The following is an 18,158-nucleotide window of genomic DNA, read 5'->3' on the forward strand; positions in this document are numbered from 1 at the left end:
GCCAGCCAGGTGACGGGGAGTTGGAGCAGGGCGAGCAGCAGGCCGGTGGGCAGGCCCTGTCATCCCAGCAGGCCGGTCAGCCTGAGCGTCCACACCACCGCCCCGATGACGAGGAGTCCGTCGACGGCCCAGGACCGCCCGCGACCGGACAGGGCACGTACCAGGCACGGCAGCGCGGCGAGCCGCAGGAAGAGCGCCACCGTCGCCAGCGGATCGGCGTTCAGCGGCTCCTCGCGCGGCCCCAGGCTCGTCGCACCGCTGCGTACGGCGACGGCCTGAAGTCCGATCAGCAGCCCCAGCATGAGGACCGCGGACAGGATCTCGGCCGTGCGCTCGGAGACCCACACCCTCCAGACGAGGGCGAGTTGGACCACGGCCGCCGCCAGGAACGGCAGTGACACGGCCAGGCCGTTCGCCAGGTTCTGCTGGAAGACCACCAGGTCCCCGGCGGTCGCGGCGACGCAGAGCAGCGCGCCGAGGCGGCGGTCCGTGAGATACCGGCCGGACCGCGGGTCCGGCACCGCTTCAGCCGCCTCAGCCGCCTCGGCGGGGAGCACCTCAGCCGATGTAGTCATCGTCGTATCCCAGTACCGTCGGGGCGGGGCAGGCCGCGGCGGGCGCCGCGTACACCGGGTGGTGTGCCTCGGCGGGCGGCCCGACCCGGAACTGGGCCATCATGTCGTGGTCCTCGTGCACCAGGTTGTGGCAGTGGATCATGTAACGCCCGGTGTTCGGGCCGAACTTGACCACCATGCGCACGGTCTCGTTCTCGCCGACGTACACGGTGTCCTTGCCGCCGAGCTCCCACGGCCACGGCGCCGCGCCGTTGCGGTCGAGGATCTTGAAGTCGACCAGGTGCACATGGACCGGGTGCCACCAGCCGCCCGACTTGTTCACGAACTCCCAGATCTCGACGTCCCCGAGCCCCGGATCGGCCCAGACGTACTCGTAGTTCGAGGCGATCACGTCCGACCAGGTCTTGCCGTTGACGGTCCACATGCCGTTGGTGCGGATGAACTCGAACCTGCGGGTCTTCGTCGCCATCGCGGCGGTCAGGTCCATCGCCGGAGCGTTCGGGTTCAGCACGTCCGGAATGGAGTTGCCGGACAGGTCGGTGGCATCGCCGGCGACGTCGAAGGCCATCACGTCGCCGGTGGTGTCGAAGTCCTCCGAGTTCGGCACGCCGAGGTTCTTCAGCACCACCCGCTGGCCGACCTTGTACTTGGCGAAGTCGATGATCACCTCGTAGCGTTCGGCGATGCCGTGCCGGTAGCTGGTCACCGAGCGGGGCTGCGGCATCAGGCCCGCGTCGGTGCCGATGAAGACGAACGGATCGCCGGTGCTCAGCGCGAACTTGTAGCCCCGCGAGATCGAGCCGTTCAGGATCCGGAAGCGGTACTTGCGCCGCTCGACCTTCATCACCGGCCAGGGCCGCCCGTTGACCAGGATCACGTCGCCGAAGATCCCGGAGTGGCCGCCGTCGTCGTACAGCAGCTGGCCGTTGCTGTCGAACATGGCGTCGCGGATGATCAGCGGCACGTCGTAGCGGCCGTGCGGGATCGGCAGCGACTGCTCCAGCGCGTCGGTCATCGTGTACATCGCGGCGAGGCCCATGTACGCGTTCTCGGCCGTGTGGTGCACGCCGTGGTCGTGGTACCAGAGGGTGCGCGCGTCCTGGGTGTTCGGGTAGTGGTAGTCCTTGAACTCACCGGTGCGCGTCACGTCGCTGGCGTAGCCGTCGTACTCCGGCAGCGAAGCCGATCCGTGCAGGTGGACCGAGGTCCACGACTCGTAGCCCAGGCGCGGGTGCACCTGGGGCAGCGCGTTGATGTGCCGTACGACGGCCGGCCGGCCCCGGGTGGCCCGGATCGTCGGGCCGCCGAACGACCCGTCGTACGACCAGGTCTCGGTCTTCATGCCGGGCAGGATCTCGGTCATGGCACTGCGCATGGTGACGCTGTAGTAGTCGGTGGTGCTCGACCGCTTGACCGGTACGGCCTCGGGCGGTACCGCGAACGGCACGGTGAACGGCTTCGGGAACTTGCTGATCGCGATGCGGTCCGAAGCCGTCTTGGCGCGGACGACGTGTTCGAGCGGCAGCGCCAGGGCCGCCGACGCGAGGACGCCGTACTTCATCAGGTCACGCCTGGACAGGGCGTTGTCGTGCATGTGTTGGGTTCACCCCCATGGTGGGCCGCCTCGACGGCGGCTCGGGCACCCTGCTCTCCCCCATGGAGTCGCGGATGCCCCGGTCTTCTCGGGTTCTCGGTACTGCGTGGTGCGCCGGTCGTGCTCCTGTGCCGTGGGACGGCTCGCGGTGTTCCTGAATGCACCGCCGAGGAGGGGCGACCGGACAATCGAAAGGGACGGGCGGCCGGCGGAGGGGGGTCCACCGGCCGCCCGGCCGGGACCGGGGTGGCTGTGAAGTAGGGGCTTCCTCCAACCGCGCCGGTCCCGGTGGGCGCCTCGGCGGTCGGCGTTCGCGGGTACGGCGAACGCTCCCCGCCGGGGCGCAGGTCGGACGGCTAGCCGTTCGGCAGGGTCACCTTGTCCAGGACTCCACCGTTGTTGGACGAGATGTAGACCGGGCTCGGGTTCGTGACCGTGCCGAGGCCGGTCCGCAGACGCAGGCTCCAGGTGCCGTTGACGGCACCCGCCGCGGCCGGCTGCACGATCACGTTGGTGGCGAAGACCTGGCCGTTCGGCCCGCCGACGCGCAGCGTCAGCGACGCCCCGGGAATGGACCCGGTGCCTTCGAGCCGCAGGTCTCCGGCCTTCCACTTGGCGAGCGTGACGGCGAGCTTGTCGACCGCGGGCACCGCGGGGGTGACGTCGGCCGACGCGGAGGCGCCCTTGCCGACCGCGTTCACGGCGACGACCGTCACGGTGTACTTCGTGTCGTTCTTCAGCCCGTTCAACAGCAGGCTGGAGGCACTGGCTCCGGCCGTGGTCGTGACGGGCGCGCCGGACGTGGGCGTCGCGGTGATCTCGTAGCCGGTGATCGGCGAGCTGCCCGGGTCCTCGGGCGCCGTCCACCGGACCGTGGCGCTGGCGTTGGAGGCCTGCGCGGTGACCGACTGCGGGGCGCCCGGCGCCCGGGTCGTCCCGAACGTGTACTTCTCCAGCCGGGCCTGTGAGGCGTTGCCGGCCTGGTCGAAGGCCACGAACCGCACGGTCCTGGGTCCGTCGGCCGCCTTCAGCTCGAACGGTCCCCTGTAGAGCGTCGTCGCGGGTCCGGCGGTGCCCGCCTCCAGCGGGTCGGAGCCGTCGAGCGTGTAGTAGATCTGCGAGTCCGGCTCGTCGGCGGTGAGGGTGATCAGGGTGTCGGCCGTGTAGACGCCGCCGGCGGGCGTCGCCGTGACGGTCGGCGGGGTGACGTCGCCGGACACGGTGTCGCCCAGCAGCGCGGGCGGCCAGGACTCACCCGCCTCGCCGAAGGACCTGACCTCGATCCGCTTGCCCTCGATGGAGCCCGGTAGAACCACCGAGGTCGCGTCCGGGTCGTTGACGCGGACGCCGATCTCGCCCTGCACCCCGTTCTTGCTGAGGCGGTCGACGGCGCGCACGGTGTAGCCGAGGATCGGCGCCGTACCCGGGGTCTGCTTCGGCGGGGTCCAGCTCACCAGGGTCGAGTCGCCCTCGGCGCGCACCCCGACACCGGTCGGCGAGGCCGGTCCCTGCTGGACCGCGCCGGCCGGGCAGCCGCCCATCCCGGGCCCGCCCACCTCGCCGAACTCCGAGATCGTCACGCCCTGGGTGTTGCCGTCGGGGTCCTGGTCCTGCCAGGTCGTCACGGTGTACAGACCATCGGCCGCGACGGCCGCCGTCTTCTCGTTCAGGAACTCGTACTTGGCGGTGAAGTTGCCGTCGGCCTTCACCTCCACGCCGGAGGAGTAGCCGCCCTTCGGCGCGTTCGCCAGGGGTCCCGGCACGGCCCGCACGTCGCGCCGGGCCACGTCGGTGTCCCGCAGGGCCGGTTCGATGATCCGGTGCTCCAGGAACGCCGGGTCGACCTCGGGTCCGAGCCGCCCCTGGATCTCCAGGGTGGTCGACGTGGTCAGGGCTCCGCCGGTGATGCCGACGTCGAGGGTCGTGGCGTCGGCTTCCACGGTGCTCCCGAACTTGACCGACACGATGTCGCCGGCCCGGATGTCGGGGGTCACCTGAAGGCCACCACCGGCGCCCCAGCACAGGCCGCCGGGGTGGTTGACCTCGATGGCCGGGTTGCCCGCCGCGATCGAGTCCGCCGACGCCATCTTGCCGGTGGCCGAGCCGATGAGACCGACGTGCGGGCGCTGCACCTCGATGGTCACCTGCTCCCCGGCATGCTTGGAGAAGCCGTCGATCGAGACGAAGTCCCGGTCCGGGAAGATGGTGATGTTGTCCGGGAAGGCCGGAACGGCTGCGTGGGCGGTGACCGGCGCGACCGAGGCACTGATCACCATGCCGGAGATGACGAGACCGGCGGCGGTGGCCTTCCGCCTTCCCCCGCCCCGCGCGAACTTACTCATGACGACTTCCCCTCTTTGGCCGTACCCGGACAGAGCTGCGCCGGGCGGTCGGCATCGATGAGCGGACCCCAGCGTGTCCAACTCCGCGCCGCCCGGGCAGCCTTGTCTTGGGCACCCGGCCATCCCCAATCTGGAGGGGACGTAGCCGCGACGGAGCGTGGTGATCCCGTGGCGCGGCCGTCCTTGACCTTGACACCGTGACAAGGTCTTCACTGTGGCCAGGGAGGTGGTCCCGATGACCATGGCGAAACAGGAGCCGGACGGGTTCCGAGCACTGCGGGGGCTGGAGGACGGCCGCTCGTCGGTGCGGCTGCGGGCGGCACTGGAGATCGGCACGGCCCCGGACCCCCGGTCCGTCGGCAGGCTCGTCGAACGCTGCGCGTTCGAGCCCGAGTTCCAGGTGCGCGAGATGCTGACCTGGGCGCTCACCCGGCACCCGGCGTCGAGTACGGTCCCGGCGCTGCTCGGGGAACTCCGCTCGCCACGGGCACAGGCGCGCAGCCAGGCGCTGCACACCCTGTCCAAGATCAAAGACCGTCGGGCGTGGCCGGCGATCACCCGGGCGCTGCTGTCCGACGCCGACGACGAGGTGGCCCGCAGCGCATGGCGGGCCGCGGTCGCGCTCGTCCCCGAGGGCGAGGAGGCGGAGCTGGCCGGAGCGCTGGCGACGCAGCTCGGGCGCGGCGGACGCGAGACGCAGTTGAGCCTCAGCCGTGCTCTGATCGCGCTCGGCGAGGCGATGCTCCCGGCCCTGCGCGCCGCGGACGGGGATCCCGACCCCCGCGTGCGCCGGCACGCGCGCGCCACGGAACTGCTGGCGCGCGACCCGGACGCCGGTTTCGAGTTCGCGATCGAGGAGACCAAGCGCGTCGCGGTCCTCGGCACGAGCGGCCAGGAGGGCGGATAGGCCGTGCTGATCGGTGACGTGGCACGACGGTCCGGGGTCAGCGCCCGGATGCTCAGGCACTACGAGTCGCTCGGCCTGGTGCGCCCCACGGGGCGCAGCCGGGCCGGCTATCGCGAGTACTCCGACGACGACATCCGGCGCATCTTCCACATCGAGAGCCTGCGGTCGCTGGGACTGTCGCTGCGCGAGGTCGGGCGCGCGCTGGACGATCCCGGCTTCCGGCCCGCGGAGCTCGTGGACGACCTCATCCGCCAGACGCGAGAACGCATCGCGGCGGAGACGGCGTTGCTCACCCGGCTGCGACGGCTCGACGCGGCGGAGCCCGCCGGCTGGGAGGAGGCCCTCCAGATCGTCGCGCTGCTCCAGGCGCTGGCGTCGGAGAGTGCCGGGAAGCGCCAGCGCGCGGCCCTGTCCTCGGCCGCGGAGGTTCCGGTGCCGGTGGAGGCCCTGGTCGAGGCGGCGCTGAGCGAGGCGGACCCGAATGTCGCCGGAGCCCTGCGCTGGGCCCTGGCGCGCTCGGACGCCGACGTGTCGGCGCTGCTGGCGCGGGGCCTCGACGCGCCGGAGGCAGCGGTGCGCGAGCGTGCCGTCCAGGCCCTCGCGGAGATCCCGGACGCCGAGTCGACCGCCCTGCTGCGGGTCGCCCTCGGCAGCTCCGATCTCGTGGTCCGCAGGCATGCGGCCCTGGCGCTCGGGACACGGGGAGTGACCGAGGCCGTTCCGGCACTCGTCGACATGGCCGTCGAGGGGGCGAACGACGTCGACGCGGCCGACGCGCTGGGCGTGCTGGCCGCCCGCCCCGCGCAGGCCGACCGGATCGCCACCGCGCTCGTGGACCGCCTCGCCCACGGCGCCCTCGAACCGGCAGCCCGCCGTCGGCTGACCCAGGCGCTCGCGGACATCCCGGGGAGTACGGCGTCACGGGCCCTGACCGGTCTCACCGAGGACGAGGACCGCGCCGTAGCCCTCACCGCCACCTACGTCCTCACCCTGCGCGACGCACGCTGACGGCCGCCTTCCCGGGGCCGGGTGCGGGCGGGAGCGTACGCCAGAGGACGGTGCCGACGAGGTCCGGGGCCGGGTCGTCCACCTGCGCGCTGCCGGACCGGGAGGGGCAGGATGGCCTCATGGCACAGCAGATCCCGCCCCCGTCCGACTCCTGGCGCCGCATCGACGGCTGGCTGGCGGCACACGCGGCCTCCGACTTCGTACGCCTGGAGCCCCCGGCGGCACCGGACGCGCTGCGGCGGGCGGAGGAAGCACTCGGCACCCCGTTGCCCGGTGATCTCGCCGACTCCCTGCGGTGCCACGACGGCGTGACCGGCTGGACGACCATCCTGCCGGAACAGTCCCCGCTCGCGGTGCGCGGCATCGTGGACCACTGGCAGACCTGCATGGGCGTCGCGAGGGAGAACGACGGTCTGACGCAACGGCCCTGGGACGACGAGCCCTGGTGGCATCCGCTCTGGGTGCCCTGGGCCGAGAGTGCCGACGGCGCGGCCCAGGTGATCGACCAGCGTCCGGGCCCGGACGCGGGGCGCCTGGGGTGGGCGGGCCACAGCGGCGGCGGCGACTTCGCCGACTCCTGGCCCGACCTGGCCACCCTGCTGCACGCGGTCGCGCAGTCGCTCCACGAGGGCACGGAGGTCCGCGGGCTGCGCCCCTACCTCACCGAGCAGGGCCGGGTGTGGTGGGACGACGAGGGCTGCACGGAGCTGAACGGCCACCCGCTGACGGCCGCCCCGGTCGGGCTGCCCTGACCGCCTGACGTCACGGATCACGGACCGGCCGGGAGCGCCGCGACGGCCCGGACCGCCGGGACCCGCCGAGGGGTCAGCGCGGCGGCCGGGCGGTGCGGGACCGTCCGGCCGCGGCGGACAGCGGGCCGAGGGCCAGCAGCACCGCCAGGGCGGCGAAGCCGCCGGTGAGGGAGGTGACGGTGGCGACGGAGGCCACCAGCAGCGGGCCTCCCGCGTCGCCGAGTTCCCGGCCGAGTCCGGCCGCTCCCATGGTCTGGCCCATCCGCTCCTCGGGGGTGCCGCCGGCCAGCGCGGCGAAGCCGATCGGGGTGATCAGCCCGGTACCCGCTCCGATGACCACGGCCGCGGTCAGCACGCCGGTCAGCCCCGGCAGCGTCGCGCAGAGCAGTCCCGCCGCGGTGATCGCGAGTCCCGCGGTGAGCCCGGTGCGGGTGGTCAGGCGTCCGGCGTCCACGGCCCGTCCGGCCCAGGGCTGGACGACGGCCGCGCAGGCGGCCAGGACGGAGACGGCCGCGCCGGTCGCCACGGTGCCCAGACCTGCCGCGGCCCGTCGGGCCGAGCCCGAACTCGTCGACTGTCTGCGCAGGGGCCGCGCGGCCATCGTCCTGGCACAAGCACTGCCCGCCGCCGGGGCCGGGCGTCGGGCCGTCGGCCCGACGCTCGGCTCCCTCCGTCAGTCGTCGTCGCCGTGACCGCCGTGACCCCGGTCGCGGCCGGCGTCGTCACCGCCGTGGTCGTCGCCCGCGTTCAGGTGGTCGTCCCCGCCGACGTGGACACCGTGGTCGTCACCCGGGAGGTCGTCGTCGACGCCCGTGGAGCCACCGCGGTCGTCACCCGGAGCGTCGTCCTGTCCTCGGGTTCCGCGTCCGCGGTCGTCCCCTGACCCGTCACGCCCACCGCGGTCGTCTGCCCCGCCGCGCACTCCGTGGTCGTCGGCTCCGGTGTGCGTGCCGTGGTCGTCACCCGCGCGGTCGTCGCCGCCGCGCCGGTCCAGGACGATGGCGCCGGTACGGACGTCCACGCGCACTTCGCGGCGGACCTGGTCGGCGCCGACGAGGTGCACCTCCCAGAAACCCGGGTGGTCGTCGTCGAGTTCGACCCGGACGACGGTGCCCGGGTACGCCTTGCGCGCGGCGGCCGCCGCCTGGGCGGCCGTCAGGGAGGCCGACGACGGGGACACCGAAGGGGCTGCGGTGGCGGACGGCCGGTCCTCGGGACCGGCCCCGTGCCGGTCGGTGCCGCCCGTGGCGAGCGCCGAGTACCCACCGCCGCCGATGAGTACGGCGGTCACGAGGGCGGTGGCGATGGTCGCGGTGCGCTTCATGTCGAGCCTCCCCGGCCGGACGGCTGCCCGGCCTGTGTGTCGTCTGTGTCCTGCTGTTTGATGACGTCAATGTGCCTGGGGGAAGCTGAAGGGCACCTGAAGCCACCTGAAGATCCCTTCAGGTTCGGTCTGGGAGGCTGGGGTCATGCGCCTGTTGATCGTGGAGGACGAGAGGCGGCTCGCGCTCTCGTTGGCGAAGGGCCTGCGGGCCGAGGGCTTCGCCGTGGACGTCGTCCACGACGGGAACGAGGGTCTGCGGCTGGCCGCCGAGGGCGTCCACGATCTGGTGGTGCTCGACATCATGCTGCCGGGCCTCAACGGCTATCGGGTCTGCGCGGCATTGCGCGCGGCGGGCCACGACGTGCCGATCCTGATGCTCACGGCGAAGGACGGCGAGTACGACGAGGCCGAGGGCTTGGACACCGGCGCCGACGACTACCTGACGAAGCCGTTCTCGTACGTCGTGCTGGTGGCTCGGGTGAAGGCGCTGCTGCGCCGCCGCGGCTCCGCCGGCGCGTCGCCGATCCTGCGCGTCGGGAGCCTCGTCGTCGACACGGCGGCCCGCCGGGTGTGCCGGGACGAGACGGAAGTGACGCTCACCGCGAAGGAGTTCGCCGTGCTGGAACAGCTCGCGACACGGGCCGGACAGGTGGTCGGCAAGCCCGAGATCCTGGAGCACGTCTGGGACTTCGCCTACGACGGCGACCCGAACATCGTCGAGGTGTACGTCAGCACGCTGCGCCGCAAGCTCGGCACGGACACGATCCAGACCGTGCGCGGCGCCGGCTACCGGATGGCGGCCTCGTGAAGCGGCGGCCGTTCGGTTCCGTGAAGGCCACGATGGTGCTGTGGGCCACCGCCGTGGTGACGGTCGCGCTGGTGGCCGCCGGGGTCGCGGTGCTGATGTCGCTGCACACGAACCTCACCGGGCAGGCGCAGAGCGAGGCCAACGACACGGCCCGCAGGATCGCCCTCGGGGTCGCCACCTGGCGTGGGGGTGACGCCCGGCTGACGCTGCCGGAGGGTGCGCGGGAGGGAATCCCGGTGCAGGTGACGGACGAGGGCGGCCGTCTGCTGGCCGTCGGCGGGGGGCTGGAGAGCATCAGCGGCACCGGCGTGACGGCCGTACGCGTGCCACGCGGCGCCGCCTCCCCCACCGCCCCCGCCCCGTCTGCGTCGCCGTCCCCGTCCCCGTCCGTCTCCCCGGCGTCGGACCCGAACCCCGCCACCCAGCTCGGCACCGGAACCGCCGACGACCACGGCCGTGGCCGGGACAGGAACCGCGGGAGCGACGACGGTCCGACCGACAGCGCGTCGGGCAGCCGCGGTTCGGACGACCACGGCACGGACGACGACCACGGTACGGACGACCGCGGCTCCGTCGACGGCTCGACGCCCCGGGCGGACGACCCGGCCATCGGGACCATCGGCGACACCGTCCAGGAGGGCTCCGGGCACGCGGTGGTCGACGGGCGCAGCGCCCCGTACCGGTTCGCCACGGTCAAGGCCACGGATCTCGGCGGCCGGACGGTGCTCGTCCACGCGGGCGCCTCCCTGGCGGCCCGCGAGAGCGCCGTGCGCAGCGCCGCGGTGGCGATGCTGGCGGGACTGCCGCTGGTGCTGCTGGTCGTCGGCGGCGTGACCTGGCTGGTGACCCGGCGCGCGCTGGCGCCCGTGGAGGGCATCCGGCGCGAGATGGCGGCGATCACCGCCTCCGAGGACCTCACCCGGCGGGTACCGGAACCCGCCTCGCACGACGAGGTGGCCCGGCTGGCCCGCACCACCAACGAGACGCTCACCGCGCTGGAGGCCGCCGTCGACCGGCAGCGCCGCTTCGTCGCCGACGCCTCCCACGAGCTGCGCAGCCCCATCGCCTCGCTGCGCACCCAGCTCGAAGTCGGCTCGGCGCACCCGCAGTTGCTGGACGTGCCGGGCGCGGTCAAGGACACCGAGCGGTTGCAGCACCTCGCGGCCGATCTGCTGCTGCTCGCCCGGCTCGACGCCGGTGAACGGCCCGGGCAGGGTCGGGTCGACCTGGGCGAACTGGTCCGCGAGGAGCTGGGTCGCCGCCCCGCCGGCCGCACCCCGGTCTCCCTCCACGCCGACGAGGAACTCCAGGTGGCGGGTTCGCGCGGTCAGTTGACCCGGGTGATCGGCAACCTCCTCGACAACGCCCGGCGTCACGCGCGCGCCGAGGTCGTCGTGCGCGTGACGGCCCGGAACGACCGGATCGTCCTCACGGTCGCGGACGACGGCAGCGGTGTACCGGCCGCCGAACGCGAGCGGATCTTCGAGCGGTTCGTACGACTGGACGACGCGCGCGCCCGCGACGACGGCGGCGCGGGGCTGGGCCTGGCCATCGCCCGCGACGTGGCACACCGCCACGGTGGCACGCTCACCGCGGCCGATTCGCCCTCCGGCGGCGCGCTCTTCGAGTTGAGCCTGCCCGCGGCACCCGCCCCCGCGCACGCCCGCACGACCGCGAAGCGCGCCCAGGAGTCCTGACACGGTCGGCGTCGCACGCGGCGGCGTTCACAGTTCGCCTTCCAGGACCGTCTGGATGATCGGGGGACGGTTCCAGAGGGCCAGGATCTCGTTGGCGAGGGCCACGATCTTCAGCACGTCCTGGGGACCCCGCACGAGGACCGCGGCGGCCGACAGGCTGCGCGGGACGGCTCCCGCGTCGAGCAGGACACGCCATTCGTCCGGGCCGATCTCCAGGAACTCCAGTCCGGTGAGTCCCGCTATCTCCAGAGGGTCGGCGAGCGTGCCGGGACAGGCGCTGAGGGTCCGCAGGCGGGGCAGCCCGACGACCGGTGCGAGGCTCAGCGGCTGCTCCTCCCGGACGCCGACGCACAGGACCTCCAGGCCCGGGTGGGCGGCGGCCTCGATGCTGGGCAGGCGGCGGATGTTGACGTACGCCACCGGCGACGGCCGGTCTCCGCCCGAGCGCCCGCGCCGTTCGCCGCGCCGGTTCGTCACCAGGTCGGTCAGCGAGTTCGCGACCAGGGAAGCCCCGATGTAGTGCTCATGACTGAGGATGACGACCTGCCCCAGGTGTCCGGTCGGGCCGGGGGTGAGGTCGACGGCCAGCCGGTCGCCACCGCCGTTGTCCCCGAAGGCGATCCAGCCGGGTGAACCGACCACGCCCTGCACCGCGGCGTCGGGCGGGGTGTCGACCGCTTCCATCGCCGCGAACTCCCATGGGCAAGGGCGGGACTCCGCGTCGGCGATGTAGAGGTCGTCCAGGCCGAAGAGTTCGCAGCCGACCGCCGTCCAGTGACGTGTCGCGATCTCGTAGTCGTCGTCCCAGTCCTCCCAACGGGACCGTGTCACCCGGTAGATCGCCTTGAGCTCCTCGGGCAGCTTCACGCCGAGGCGTGCCTCCGCGGCGGCGATCTCCGCCTCCGTCGCGCCGATGGCGTCGGGCAGCCGCTCACGGAGCGTCCGCTCCAGCAGTACCGGGTCCGCCGAGGGGGCCGGCACCGCCCCGGGCGCCGGATCGGGCAGAGCGCGCCACGGCTGCGGGAGCGCACCCTCGACCAGCAGGAGCGCCCCCGGGTGCGGGGTGCCTGTACCCGGCTCCACGGCAGGACCGGGCGCGAGCAGGCGCAGCACGGTCCTGCCGCTCGGCGACGTCTCCGCCGAGAACGAGATCTCGTCGACACCGGCGTCCGCGAGCGCTGCCTGCACCCGCTCCGCCGCAGCCAACTCGTCGCGTATGTCCTCGGCCTGGGCTGCGCGCCCGGGCGCCGGCCCGCGTCGCCGCAGCGGCAGACTCCAGCCGTCCCTGCCGATGCTTCCCGCCACGGGGCCGGTGCGGGCGGCCTGCCCGTCGGCGTGGTTGTCCCGCAGCAGTCGCAGCACGGGCGCCCAGGTCGCGAAGTCGTTCAGCGACGGCACCGGTTCGTCTCGATCAACCATGCGCACACCGTACGGGGAGCCACTGACATCGAAGGCGACTGCCGTCCCGCCCTCCGGTCGGCCGTGAATCATGCCCTGAACTGCCTTGCTTCAGAAGCCTGTTGAGGTAATTGACAGGGGCCCGACATGTCGGTTCACTGCCAGGAAGGCAGGTACGGACCAGGATCGGCCCCCGCCCGGCTCGTCGAGGGCCGCCGGCCACGCCCGCCGACCGGCATCCCCCAGCGTGAGATCGAGGCGAGTCCCGATGCCCTTGCGCAATGCCGACATCGTTGTCGGATCACGGTTCCTCGGCTTCCTGGTGGCGGCCGTCCTCGCGTGCGCGACGCTCGTCCCGGCGGCGACGCCCGCGGAAGCCGCCGGCCAGGTGTGCGCCCTGGCCTGCGACACGCTGGACCCGTCGCTGGCCCGGCAGGAGAGCTTTCCGGTGCCGGACAAGAACCTCAACGGCCGCCGCCTGGTACTGCACGTCTCCGACGCGGACGACATGGCGTGGGCCAGCATCGACGAAGGGGTGACCGGCGACTCGGTGTGGCTGGACCGTTCCTGGGACGGCGGCGCCACCTGGGAAGGGCTGCTCGGCAAGGCCTCGATACCGGGGACGTGGACCGGCACCAGAACGCTGATGTACAACCTCACCGACCCGCGCGGCCACCGCCGGGGACTGGTCCGGGCCTGCGGCGACGCGGCCGCCGTCGGCTGCACCGACTGGGCCTACCCCACGGTCTGCGACGTGCTGTGCGACCGTACCGACGCCGCCCGGGCGGCGGGCGACGACCAGCCCGTACCGTCCACCACGCTCTACGGCCGCACCATCCGGCTGCACTTCGACCAGCGGAACTCCATGGCCTGGGCGAGCGTCGAGTCCGGTGCCGGCGGCGACGAGATCTGGCTGGACCGTTCCTGGGACGGCGGCTCGACCTGGCCGGACGGCTCCTCCCTGGGCCGCACCGCAGTCCCGGGCGGTGCGACCGGCACCCGTACGGTCATGTACGCCACCCGCGACCCGCGCGGCCTCCTGTACGGCGGTGCGGTACGCGCCTGCGGCCGTGCGGCCGGACACCAGGAGGGCAGCTGCACCACCTGGGCCAGGCCCGCGCCGACCAGGCCCCGCGCCGCCGCCGACGCGCTGATGTCCGCGTACGACCCCTACAACGGCTGGTGGCCGAGCAGTTGGTGGAACTCCGCCGCCACCCTCACCGCCCTCGTCGACTTCGCCAGGACCACCGGCACCCACGACTACGACTGGGTCGTGGCGCGCACCTACGCGCAGAACAAGGGCGTCTTCGCCGCCGGAGTGCGCAGTTCGGACGCGATCGAGGGCCACTTCATCAGCCGTTCCATCGACGACTCGGGCTGGTGGGCCATCGCCTGGATCGACGCGTACGACTACACCGGCGACTCCCGCTACCTCGACGAGGCCGTCACCATCGCCGGGTACGTCCAGCAGTACTGGGACCCCGGCAGCTGCGGAGGCGGTGTGTGGTGGGACCGGGAACGCACCTACAAGAACGCGGTGACGAACGGTCAGTACCTGTGGCTGGCCAGCGCGTTGCACCAGCGTCTGCCGGGTGACACGGTATGGCTCCAGCGGGCCGGGACCGCCGCCGCCTGGTACCGGTCGAGCGGGCTGATCGGCTCCTCGGGGCTGGTGAACGACGGGTTGACCGCCTCCTGCGCCAACAACGGCGGCACCGTGTGGAGTTACAACCAGGGGCTGGCCATCGGCGCGTTCACCGAACTGTGGCGGACAACCGGGGACAGCGCGTTTCTGACCACCGCGCGGACCCTGGCCGACGCCGCCCTGAGCAGCCCGGCGTTGACCCGGGACGGGGTGCTCACCGAGTCCTGCGACCTCGGCACGGCGTCCTGCGACGACAACCAGAAGCAGTTCAAGGGCGTCTTCATGCGCAACCTCGCCGACCTCGCGCGGGCCACCGGCTCCGCCGCCTACCGGAGTTACATCCAGAAGCAGGCGGACACGCTGTGGGCCCGGGACCGCAGCTCGCTCAACGCCCTCGGTGAGCGCTGGGCCGGTACTTCCCCCAACCAGACCGACTGGCGCACCCAGGCAGGCGCTCTCGCGGCGCTCACGGCCGCGGCGGGCTGACGGCCGGTCCCGGGAGCGACACCCACGCACGCGCTTCACGACAGCACAGCGCCGACGGCCGCCCCGCACGGTGCGGGGCGGCCGTCGGCGGCAGTGGGTCAGACGTTGCGCCGGTACTGGCCGCCGACCTCGAAGAAGGCCTCGGTGACCTGCTGGAGCGAGCACACGCGGGCGGCGTCCATGAGGACCTCGAACACGTTGCGCCCGCCGGTGGCCGCCTCCTTGAGCGCGGCGATGGCGGCCTGCGCCGGGTCGCGGTGCCGGTCCTGGAAGTCGACGACGCGCTCCAGCTGGGACTGCTTCTCCGCCTCCGTGGCCCGGGCGAGTTCGACCGTGGTGGCGGTCTCGTCGGCGGCGCGCGGGTTGCGGAAGGTGTTGACGCCGATGACGGGCAGCGTGCCGTCGTGCTTGCGCTGCTCGTAGAGCATGGACTCGTCCTGGATGCGGCCGCGCTGGTAGCCGGTCTCCATCGCGCCCAGCACGCCGCCGCGTTCGCTGATCCGGTCGAACTCGGCGAGGACCGCCGCCTCGACCAGGTCGGTGAGCTCGTCGATGACGAACGAGCCCTGGAGCGGGTTCTCGTTCATGGCGAGCCCCCACTCCCGGTTGATGATGAGCTGGATGGCCAGCGCGCGCCGGACGGAGTCCTCCGACGGTGTGGTCACCGCCTCGTCGTAGGCGTTGGTGTGCAGGCTGTTGCAGTTGTCGTAGATGGCGATGAGCGCCTGGAGCGTGGTGCGGATGTCGTTGAAGTCCATCTCCTGGGCGTGCAGCGAACGGCCCGAGGTCTGGACGTGGTACTTGAGCTTCTGGCTGCGCTCGTTCGCGCCGTAGCGCTCGCGCATCGCGACCGCCCAGATCCGGCGTGCCACCCGGCCCAGGACCGAGTACTCCGGGTCCATGCCGTTGGAGAAGAAGAAGGACAGGTTGGGGGCGAAGTCGTCGATGTCCATGCCCCGGGCCAGGTAGGCCTCGACATAGGTGAAGCCGTTGGCCAGGGTGAAGGCCAGCTGGCTGATGGGGTTCGCCCCGGCCTCGGCGATGTGGTAGCCGGAGATGGACACCGAGTAGAAGTTGCGCACCTGGTTGGCGATGAACCACTCCTGGATGTCGGCCATCATCCGCAGGCTGAACTCGGTGGAGAACAGGCAGGTGTTCTGGCCCTGGTCCTCCTTGAGGATGTCCGCCTGGACGGTGCCGCGCACGGTCGCCAGGGTGCGCGCCCTGACCTCGGACGCCTCCCGCTCCGACGGCTCGCGGCCCTGATCGGCGCGGAACGCGTCCAGTTGCTGGTCGATCGCGGTGTTGAGGAAGAACGCCAGGATGGTCGGGGCCGGACCGTTGATGGTCATGGACACCGAGGTGGTGGGCGCGACCAGGTCGAAGCCCGCGTAGAGCGCCTTCATGTCCTCCAGGGTGGCCACCGACACCCCGGAGGTGCCGACCTTGCCGTAGACGTCGGGCCGCTCGCCGGGGTCCCGGCCGTACAGCGTCACGGAGTCGAAGGCGGTGGACAGCCGGGTCGCTTGGCTGTCCTTGGACAGATAGTGGAAGCGCCGGTTGGTGCGCTGCGGGTCGCCCTCGCCCGCGAACATCCGGGCCGGGTCCTCGCCCTCGCGCTTGAACGGGAAGACGCCCGCGGTGAACGGGAAGTACCCCGGCAGGTTCTCCCGGCGCAGGAAGCCCAGCAGGTCCCCCGCGTCGGAGTAGCGGGGCAGCGCCACCCGGCGCACCCGGCTGCCGGACAGCGACTCGCGGGTCAGCTCGGTGCGCAGCTCGCGCTCGCGCACGCTGACCACCAGCTCGTCGCCGGAGTACGCCTCCTTGGTCGCCGGCCACTGCTCCAGCAGCGCCCGCGCCTCCGGCGCCAGGTGGTGCCGGGCCTGCTCCAGCAGCCCCTGCACGTCCGCCACCGGCAGCCCGGCCGCGCCCAACTGCGCGCACACGGAGTCGAGATGCTGCACGCGACGCGCCTGCTCGGCCCAGCTCTGCGTCTCGGTGTGATAGCGGCGCACGGTCTCGGCGGTCTCGGCCAGGTAGCGCACGCGGCTCGCCGGTACGATCTGCGCCGCGCCGCTGGAGTGACGTACCGTCACCGCGGGCAGCGCGCCCTCGGCCGTCGTCAGGCCGCGGTCGGCCAGCAGGTCCCGGAGTTGCTGGTAGAGAGCGGTCACACCGTCGTCGTTGAACGTGGCGGCGCTGGTGCCGAAGACCGGCATGTCCTCGGGGCGGGACCCGAACGCCTCACGGTTGCGCACCAGTTGACGGCCGACGTCGCGCAGGGCGTCGGCCGCGCCGCGCCGCTCGAACTTGTTGATCGCGACCACGTCGGCGAAGTCCAGCATGTCGATCTTCTCGAGCTGGGAGGCGGCACCGAACTCGGGCGTCATGACGTACAGCGAGACGTCGACGTACGGCACGATCGCCGCGTCGCCCTGTCCGATGCCCGGTGTCTCCACGATCACCAGGTCGTACCCGGCCGCCTTGCACGCGCCGATGACGTCCGACAACGCCTCCGGGACCTCGCGGACACCCCGGGTGGCCAGGGACCGGAAGTAGATCCGGTCGCCGTCCAGGCTGTTCATCCGGATCCGGTCGCCCAGCAGCGCGCCGCCGCCGCGCCGCCGGCTCGGGTCCACCGCCAGTACCGCCACCCGGAGCCGGTCGTCCTGGTCGGTGCGCAGCCTGCGCACCAGTTCGTCGGTCAGCGACGACTTGCCCGAGCCTCCGGTGCCGGTGATGCCCAGGACCGGAACGCTGCGTGCCGCCGCGGCCTCGCGCAGCACCGCCAGGTCCGCCTCCGGGACGTATCCGGCCTCCAGACCGCTGATCATGCGGGCCAGCGCGTGGCGGTCCCCGGCCAGCACGGCGGACAGCTCACTCGGCGCCTGGCGCCACAGCGCGGTGTCGCACTCCTCGATGATCGAGTTGATCATCCCGGCGAGCCCGAGGCGCTGTCCGTCCTCCGGGGAGAAGATCCGGACCCCGGACCGGGCGAGCCGGGCGATCTCCTCGGGGACGATGACACCCCCGCCGCCGCCGAACACCCGCACATGGCCCGCGCCCGCCTCGCCCAGCAGCTTCACCAAGTACTCGAAGTACTCGATGTGGCCGCCCTGGTAGGAGGAGACGGCCACGCCGTGCGCGTCCTCCTCCAGAGCGGCGTCCACCACTTCCTGCACGGACCGGTTGTGCCCCAGGTGGATCACCTCGGCACCCTGGGCCTGGAGAATCCGCCGCATGATGTTGATGGCCGCGTCATGGCCGTCGAACAGCGCCGACGCGGTGACGAAGCGGACAGGGTGCTTGGCCCGGTACAGCGGAGGCCGGACCGGCTCGGCTATGGACATATGCCCTCCTGAGGAAACTGCAACGCCTGGGTGCGGCGTCCCGGGACCGCGCGGGCACACGGACACACGAGTAGGCCAAGAATCACCGTACGTATAACTACTAGGACTTCCAAGTAAATGCCGATCGCGGCCCGCGGGCAAGGGCGGCCAGGTCCCTGTGACCCACATCACCACAGAAGGGGCGCCGCCACGGCGCCCGGCGGACCGCGGACCGCAGACCGCAGACCGCAGACCGCAGACACACGGAAACAGGCCCTCCCGCACCGCGCTGG

13 protein-coding genes are annotated in these 18,158 nt (G+C 72.5%); 6 read left to right on the forward strand and 7 right to left on the reverse strand.

Going from position 1 to position 18,158, the window contains the following annotated elements:
• Window positions 1-59: 59 nt before the first annotated feature.
• The 3 genes from ACWC24_RS32100 to ACWC24_RS32110 all read right to left on the reverse strand — a co-directional run bounded on the left by ACWC24_RS32100 (window position 60) and on the right by ACWC24_RS32110 (window position 4,511).
• Window positions 60-575: a hypothetical protein gene (locus ACWC24_RS32100; protein ID WP_450666409.1), complete on the reverse strand. Its 516-nt coding sequence runs from the start codon at window positions 573-575 to the stop codon at window positions 60-62.
• On the reverse strand, window positions 559-2,169 hold the full coding sequence (locus ACWC24_RS32105; RefSeq protein WP_450666410.1) for a multicopper oxidase family protein: 1,611 nt from the start codon (window positions 2,167-2,169) through the stop codon (window positions 559-561). The genes ACWC24_RS32100 and ACWC24_RS32105 overlap by 17 nt, the downstream gene beginning before the upstream one ends.
• Window positions 2,170-2,525: 356 nt before the next feature.
• Complete coding sequence (locus ACWC24_RS32110) at window positions 2,526-4,511, reverse strand: fibronectin type III domain-containing protein (RefSeq protein ID WP_450666411.1); 1,986 nt, start codon at window positions 4,509-4,511, stop codon at window positions 2,526-2,528.
• Window positions 4,512-4,746: 235 nt separating this feature from the next.
• On the opposite strand from ACWC24_RS32110, the gene ACWC24_RS32115 reads away from it, so the two are divergent.
• The 3 genes from ACWC24_RS32115 (at window position 4,747) to ACWC24_RS32125 (ending at window position 7,178) form a co-directional block, all read left to right on the forward strand.
• On the forward strand, window positions 4,747-5,418 hold the full coding sequence (locus tag ACWC24_RS32115; RefSeq protein ID WP_450666412.1) for a HEAT repeat domain-containing protein: 672 nt from the start codon (window positions 4,747-4,749) through the stop codon (window positions 5,416-5,418).
• Window positions 5,419-5,421: 3 nt separating this feature from the next.
• A complete protein-coding gene (locus ACWC24_RS32120; RefSeq protein WP_450666413.1) occupies window positions 5,422-6,426 on the forward strand; it encodes a HEAT repeat domain-containing protein in 1,005 nt (334 codons plus the stop codon).
• Between the two features lie 119 nt (window positions 6,427-6,545).
• Window positions 6,546-7,178: an SMI1/KNR4 family protein gene (locus tag ACWC24_RS32125; RefSeq protein WP_450666414.1), complete on the forward strand. Its 633-nt coding sequence runs from the start codon at window positions 6,546-6,548 to the stop codon at window positions 7,176-7,178.
• Between the two features lie 73 nt (window positions 7,179-7,251).
• On the opposite strand, the gene ACWC24_RS32130 is transcribed toward ACWC24_RS32125, so the two are convergent.
• Together ACWC24_RS32130 and ACWC24_RS32135 are read right to left on the reverse strand one after the other, a co-directional pair.
• Window positions 7,252-7,779: an MFS transporter gene (locus ACWC24_RS32130; protein WP_450666415.1), complete on the reverse strand. Its 528-nt coding sequence runs from the start codon at window positions 7,777-7,779 to the stop codon at window positions 7,252-7,254.
• Window positions 7,780-7,851: 72 nt separating this feature from the next.
• Entirely contained in the window at window positions 7,852-8,502 is a 651-nt protein-coding gene (locus tag ACWC24_RS32135) for a PepSY domain-containing protein (protein ID WP_450666416.1), read from the reverse strand.
• Between the two features lie 145 nt (window positions 8,503-8,647).
• Between ACWC24_RS32135 and ACWC24_RS32140 the strand changes: the two genes are divergently transcribed.
• Both ACWC24_RS32140 and ACWC24_RS32145 read left to right on the forward strand, forming a co-directional pair.
• Window positions 8,648-9,310 (forward strand): response regulator transcription factor, encoded by a 663-nt coding sequence (locus ACWC24_RS32140; RefSeq protein WP_450666417.1) that lies wholly within the window; start codon window positions 8,648-8,650, stop codon window positions 9,308-9,310.
• Window positions 9,307-11,007: a sensor histidine kinase gene (locus ACWC24_RS32145; RefSeq protein ID WP_450666418.1), complete on the forward strand. Its 1,701-nt coding sequence runs from the start codon at window positions 9,307-9,309 to the stop codon at window positions 11,005-11,007. The genes ACWC24_RS32140 and ACWC24_RS32145 overlap by 4 nt, the downstream gene beginning before the upstream one ends.
• 27 nt (window positions 11,008-11,034) lie before the next feature.
• On the opposite strand, the gene ACWC24_RS32150 is transcribed toward ACWC24_RS32145, so the two are convergent.
• On the reverse strand, window positions 11,035-12,426 hold the full coding sequence (locus tag ACWC24_RS32150) for an SMI1/KNR4 family protein (RefSeq protein WP_450666419.1): 1,392 nt from the start codon (window positions 12,424-12,426) through the stop codon (window positions 11,035-11,037).
• Between the two features lie 247 nt (window positions 12,427-12,673).
• On the opposite strand from ACWC24_RS32150, the gene ACWC24_RS32155 reads away from it, so the two are divergent.
• The gene (locus tag ACWC24_RS32155; RefSeq protein ID WP_450666420.1) at window positions 12,674-14,536 is read left to right on the forward strand and encodes a glycoside hydrolase family 76 protein; all 1,863 of its coding nucleotides are present in this window, start codon (window positions 12,674-12,676) and stop codon (window positions 14,534-14,536) included.
• Window positions 14,537-14,634: 98 nt separating this feature from the next.
• Here ACWC24_RS32155 and icmF read toward each other — a convergent pair whose 3' ends face one another.
• On the reverse strand, window positions 14,635-17,886 hold the full coding sequence (gene icmF / locus ACWC24_RS32160; RefSeq protein WP_450666421.1) for a fused isobutyryl-CoA mutase/GTPase IcmF: 3,252 nt from the start codon (window positions 17,884-17,886) through the stop codon (window positions 14,635-14,637).
• Between the last annotated feature and the right edge of the window lie 272 nt (window positions 17,887-18,158).

The organism is Streptomyces sp. NPDC001443 (assembly GCF_053597355.1).

What these genes read in the sequence shown, in the direction of transcription:
- ACWC24_RS32100 (WP_450666409.1), bottom strand. Translation starts at nt 575, where the DNA reads ATGACTACATCGGCTGAGGTGCTCCCCGCCGAGGCGGCTGAGGCGGCT.
- ACWC24_RS32105 (WP_450666410.1), bottom strand. Translation starts at nt 2,169, where the DNA reads ATGCACGACAACGCCCTGTCCAGGCGTGACCTGATGAAGTACGGCGTC.
- ACWC24_RS32110 (WP_450666411.1), bottom strand. Translation starts at nt 4,511, where the DNA reads ATGAGTAAGTTCGCGCGGGGCGGGGGAAGGCGGAAGGCCACCGCCGCC.
- ACWC24_RS32115 (WP_450666412.1), top strand. Translation starts at nt 4,747, where the DNA reads ATGACCATGGCGAAACAGGAGCCGGACGGGTTCCGAGCACTGCGGGGG.
- ACWC24_RS32125 (WP_450666414.1), top strand. Translation starts at nt 6,546, where the DNA reads ATGGCACAGCAGATCCCGCCCCCGTCCGACTCCTGGCGCCGCATCGAC.
- ACWC24_RS32130 (WP_450666415.1), bottom strand. Translation starts at nt 7,779, where the DNA reads ATGGCCGCGCGGCCCCTGCGCAGACAGTCGACGAGTTCGGGCTCGGCC.
- ACWC24_RS32135 (WP_450666416.1), bottom strand. Translation starts at nt 8,502, where the DNA reads ATGAAGCGCACCGCGACCATCGCCACCGCCCTCGTGACCGCCGTACTC.
- ACWC24_RS32140 (WP_450666417.1), top strand. Translation starts at nt 8,648, where the DNA reads ATGCGCCTGTTGATCGTGGAGGACGAGAGGCGGCTCGCGCTCTCGTTG.
- ACWC24_RS32150 (WP_450666419.1), bottom strand. Translation starts at nt 12,426, where the DNA reads ATGGTTGATCGAGACGAACCGGTGCCGTCGCTGAACGACTTCGCGACC.
- ACWC24_RS32155 (WP_450666420.1), top strand. Translation starts at nt 12,674, where the DNA reads ATGCCCTTGCGCAATGCCGACATCGTTGTCGGATCACGGTTCCTCGGC.
- icmF (WP_450666421.1), bottom strand. Translation starts at nt 17,886, where the DNA reads ATGTCCATAGCCGAGCCGGTCCGGCCTCCGCTGTACCGGGCCAAGCAC.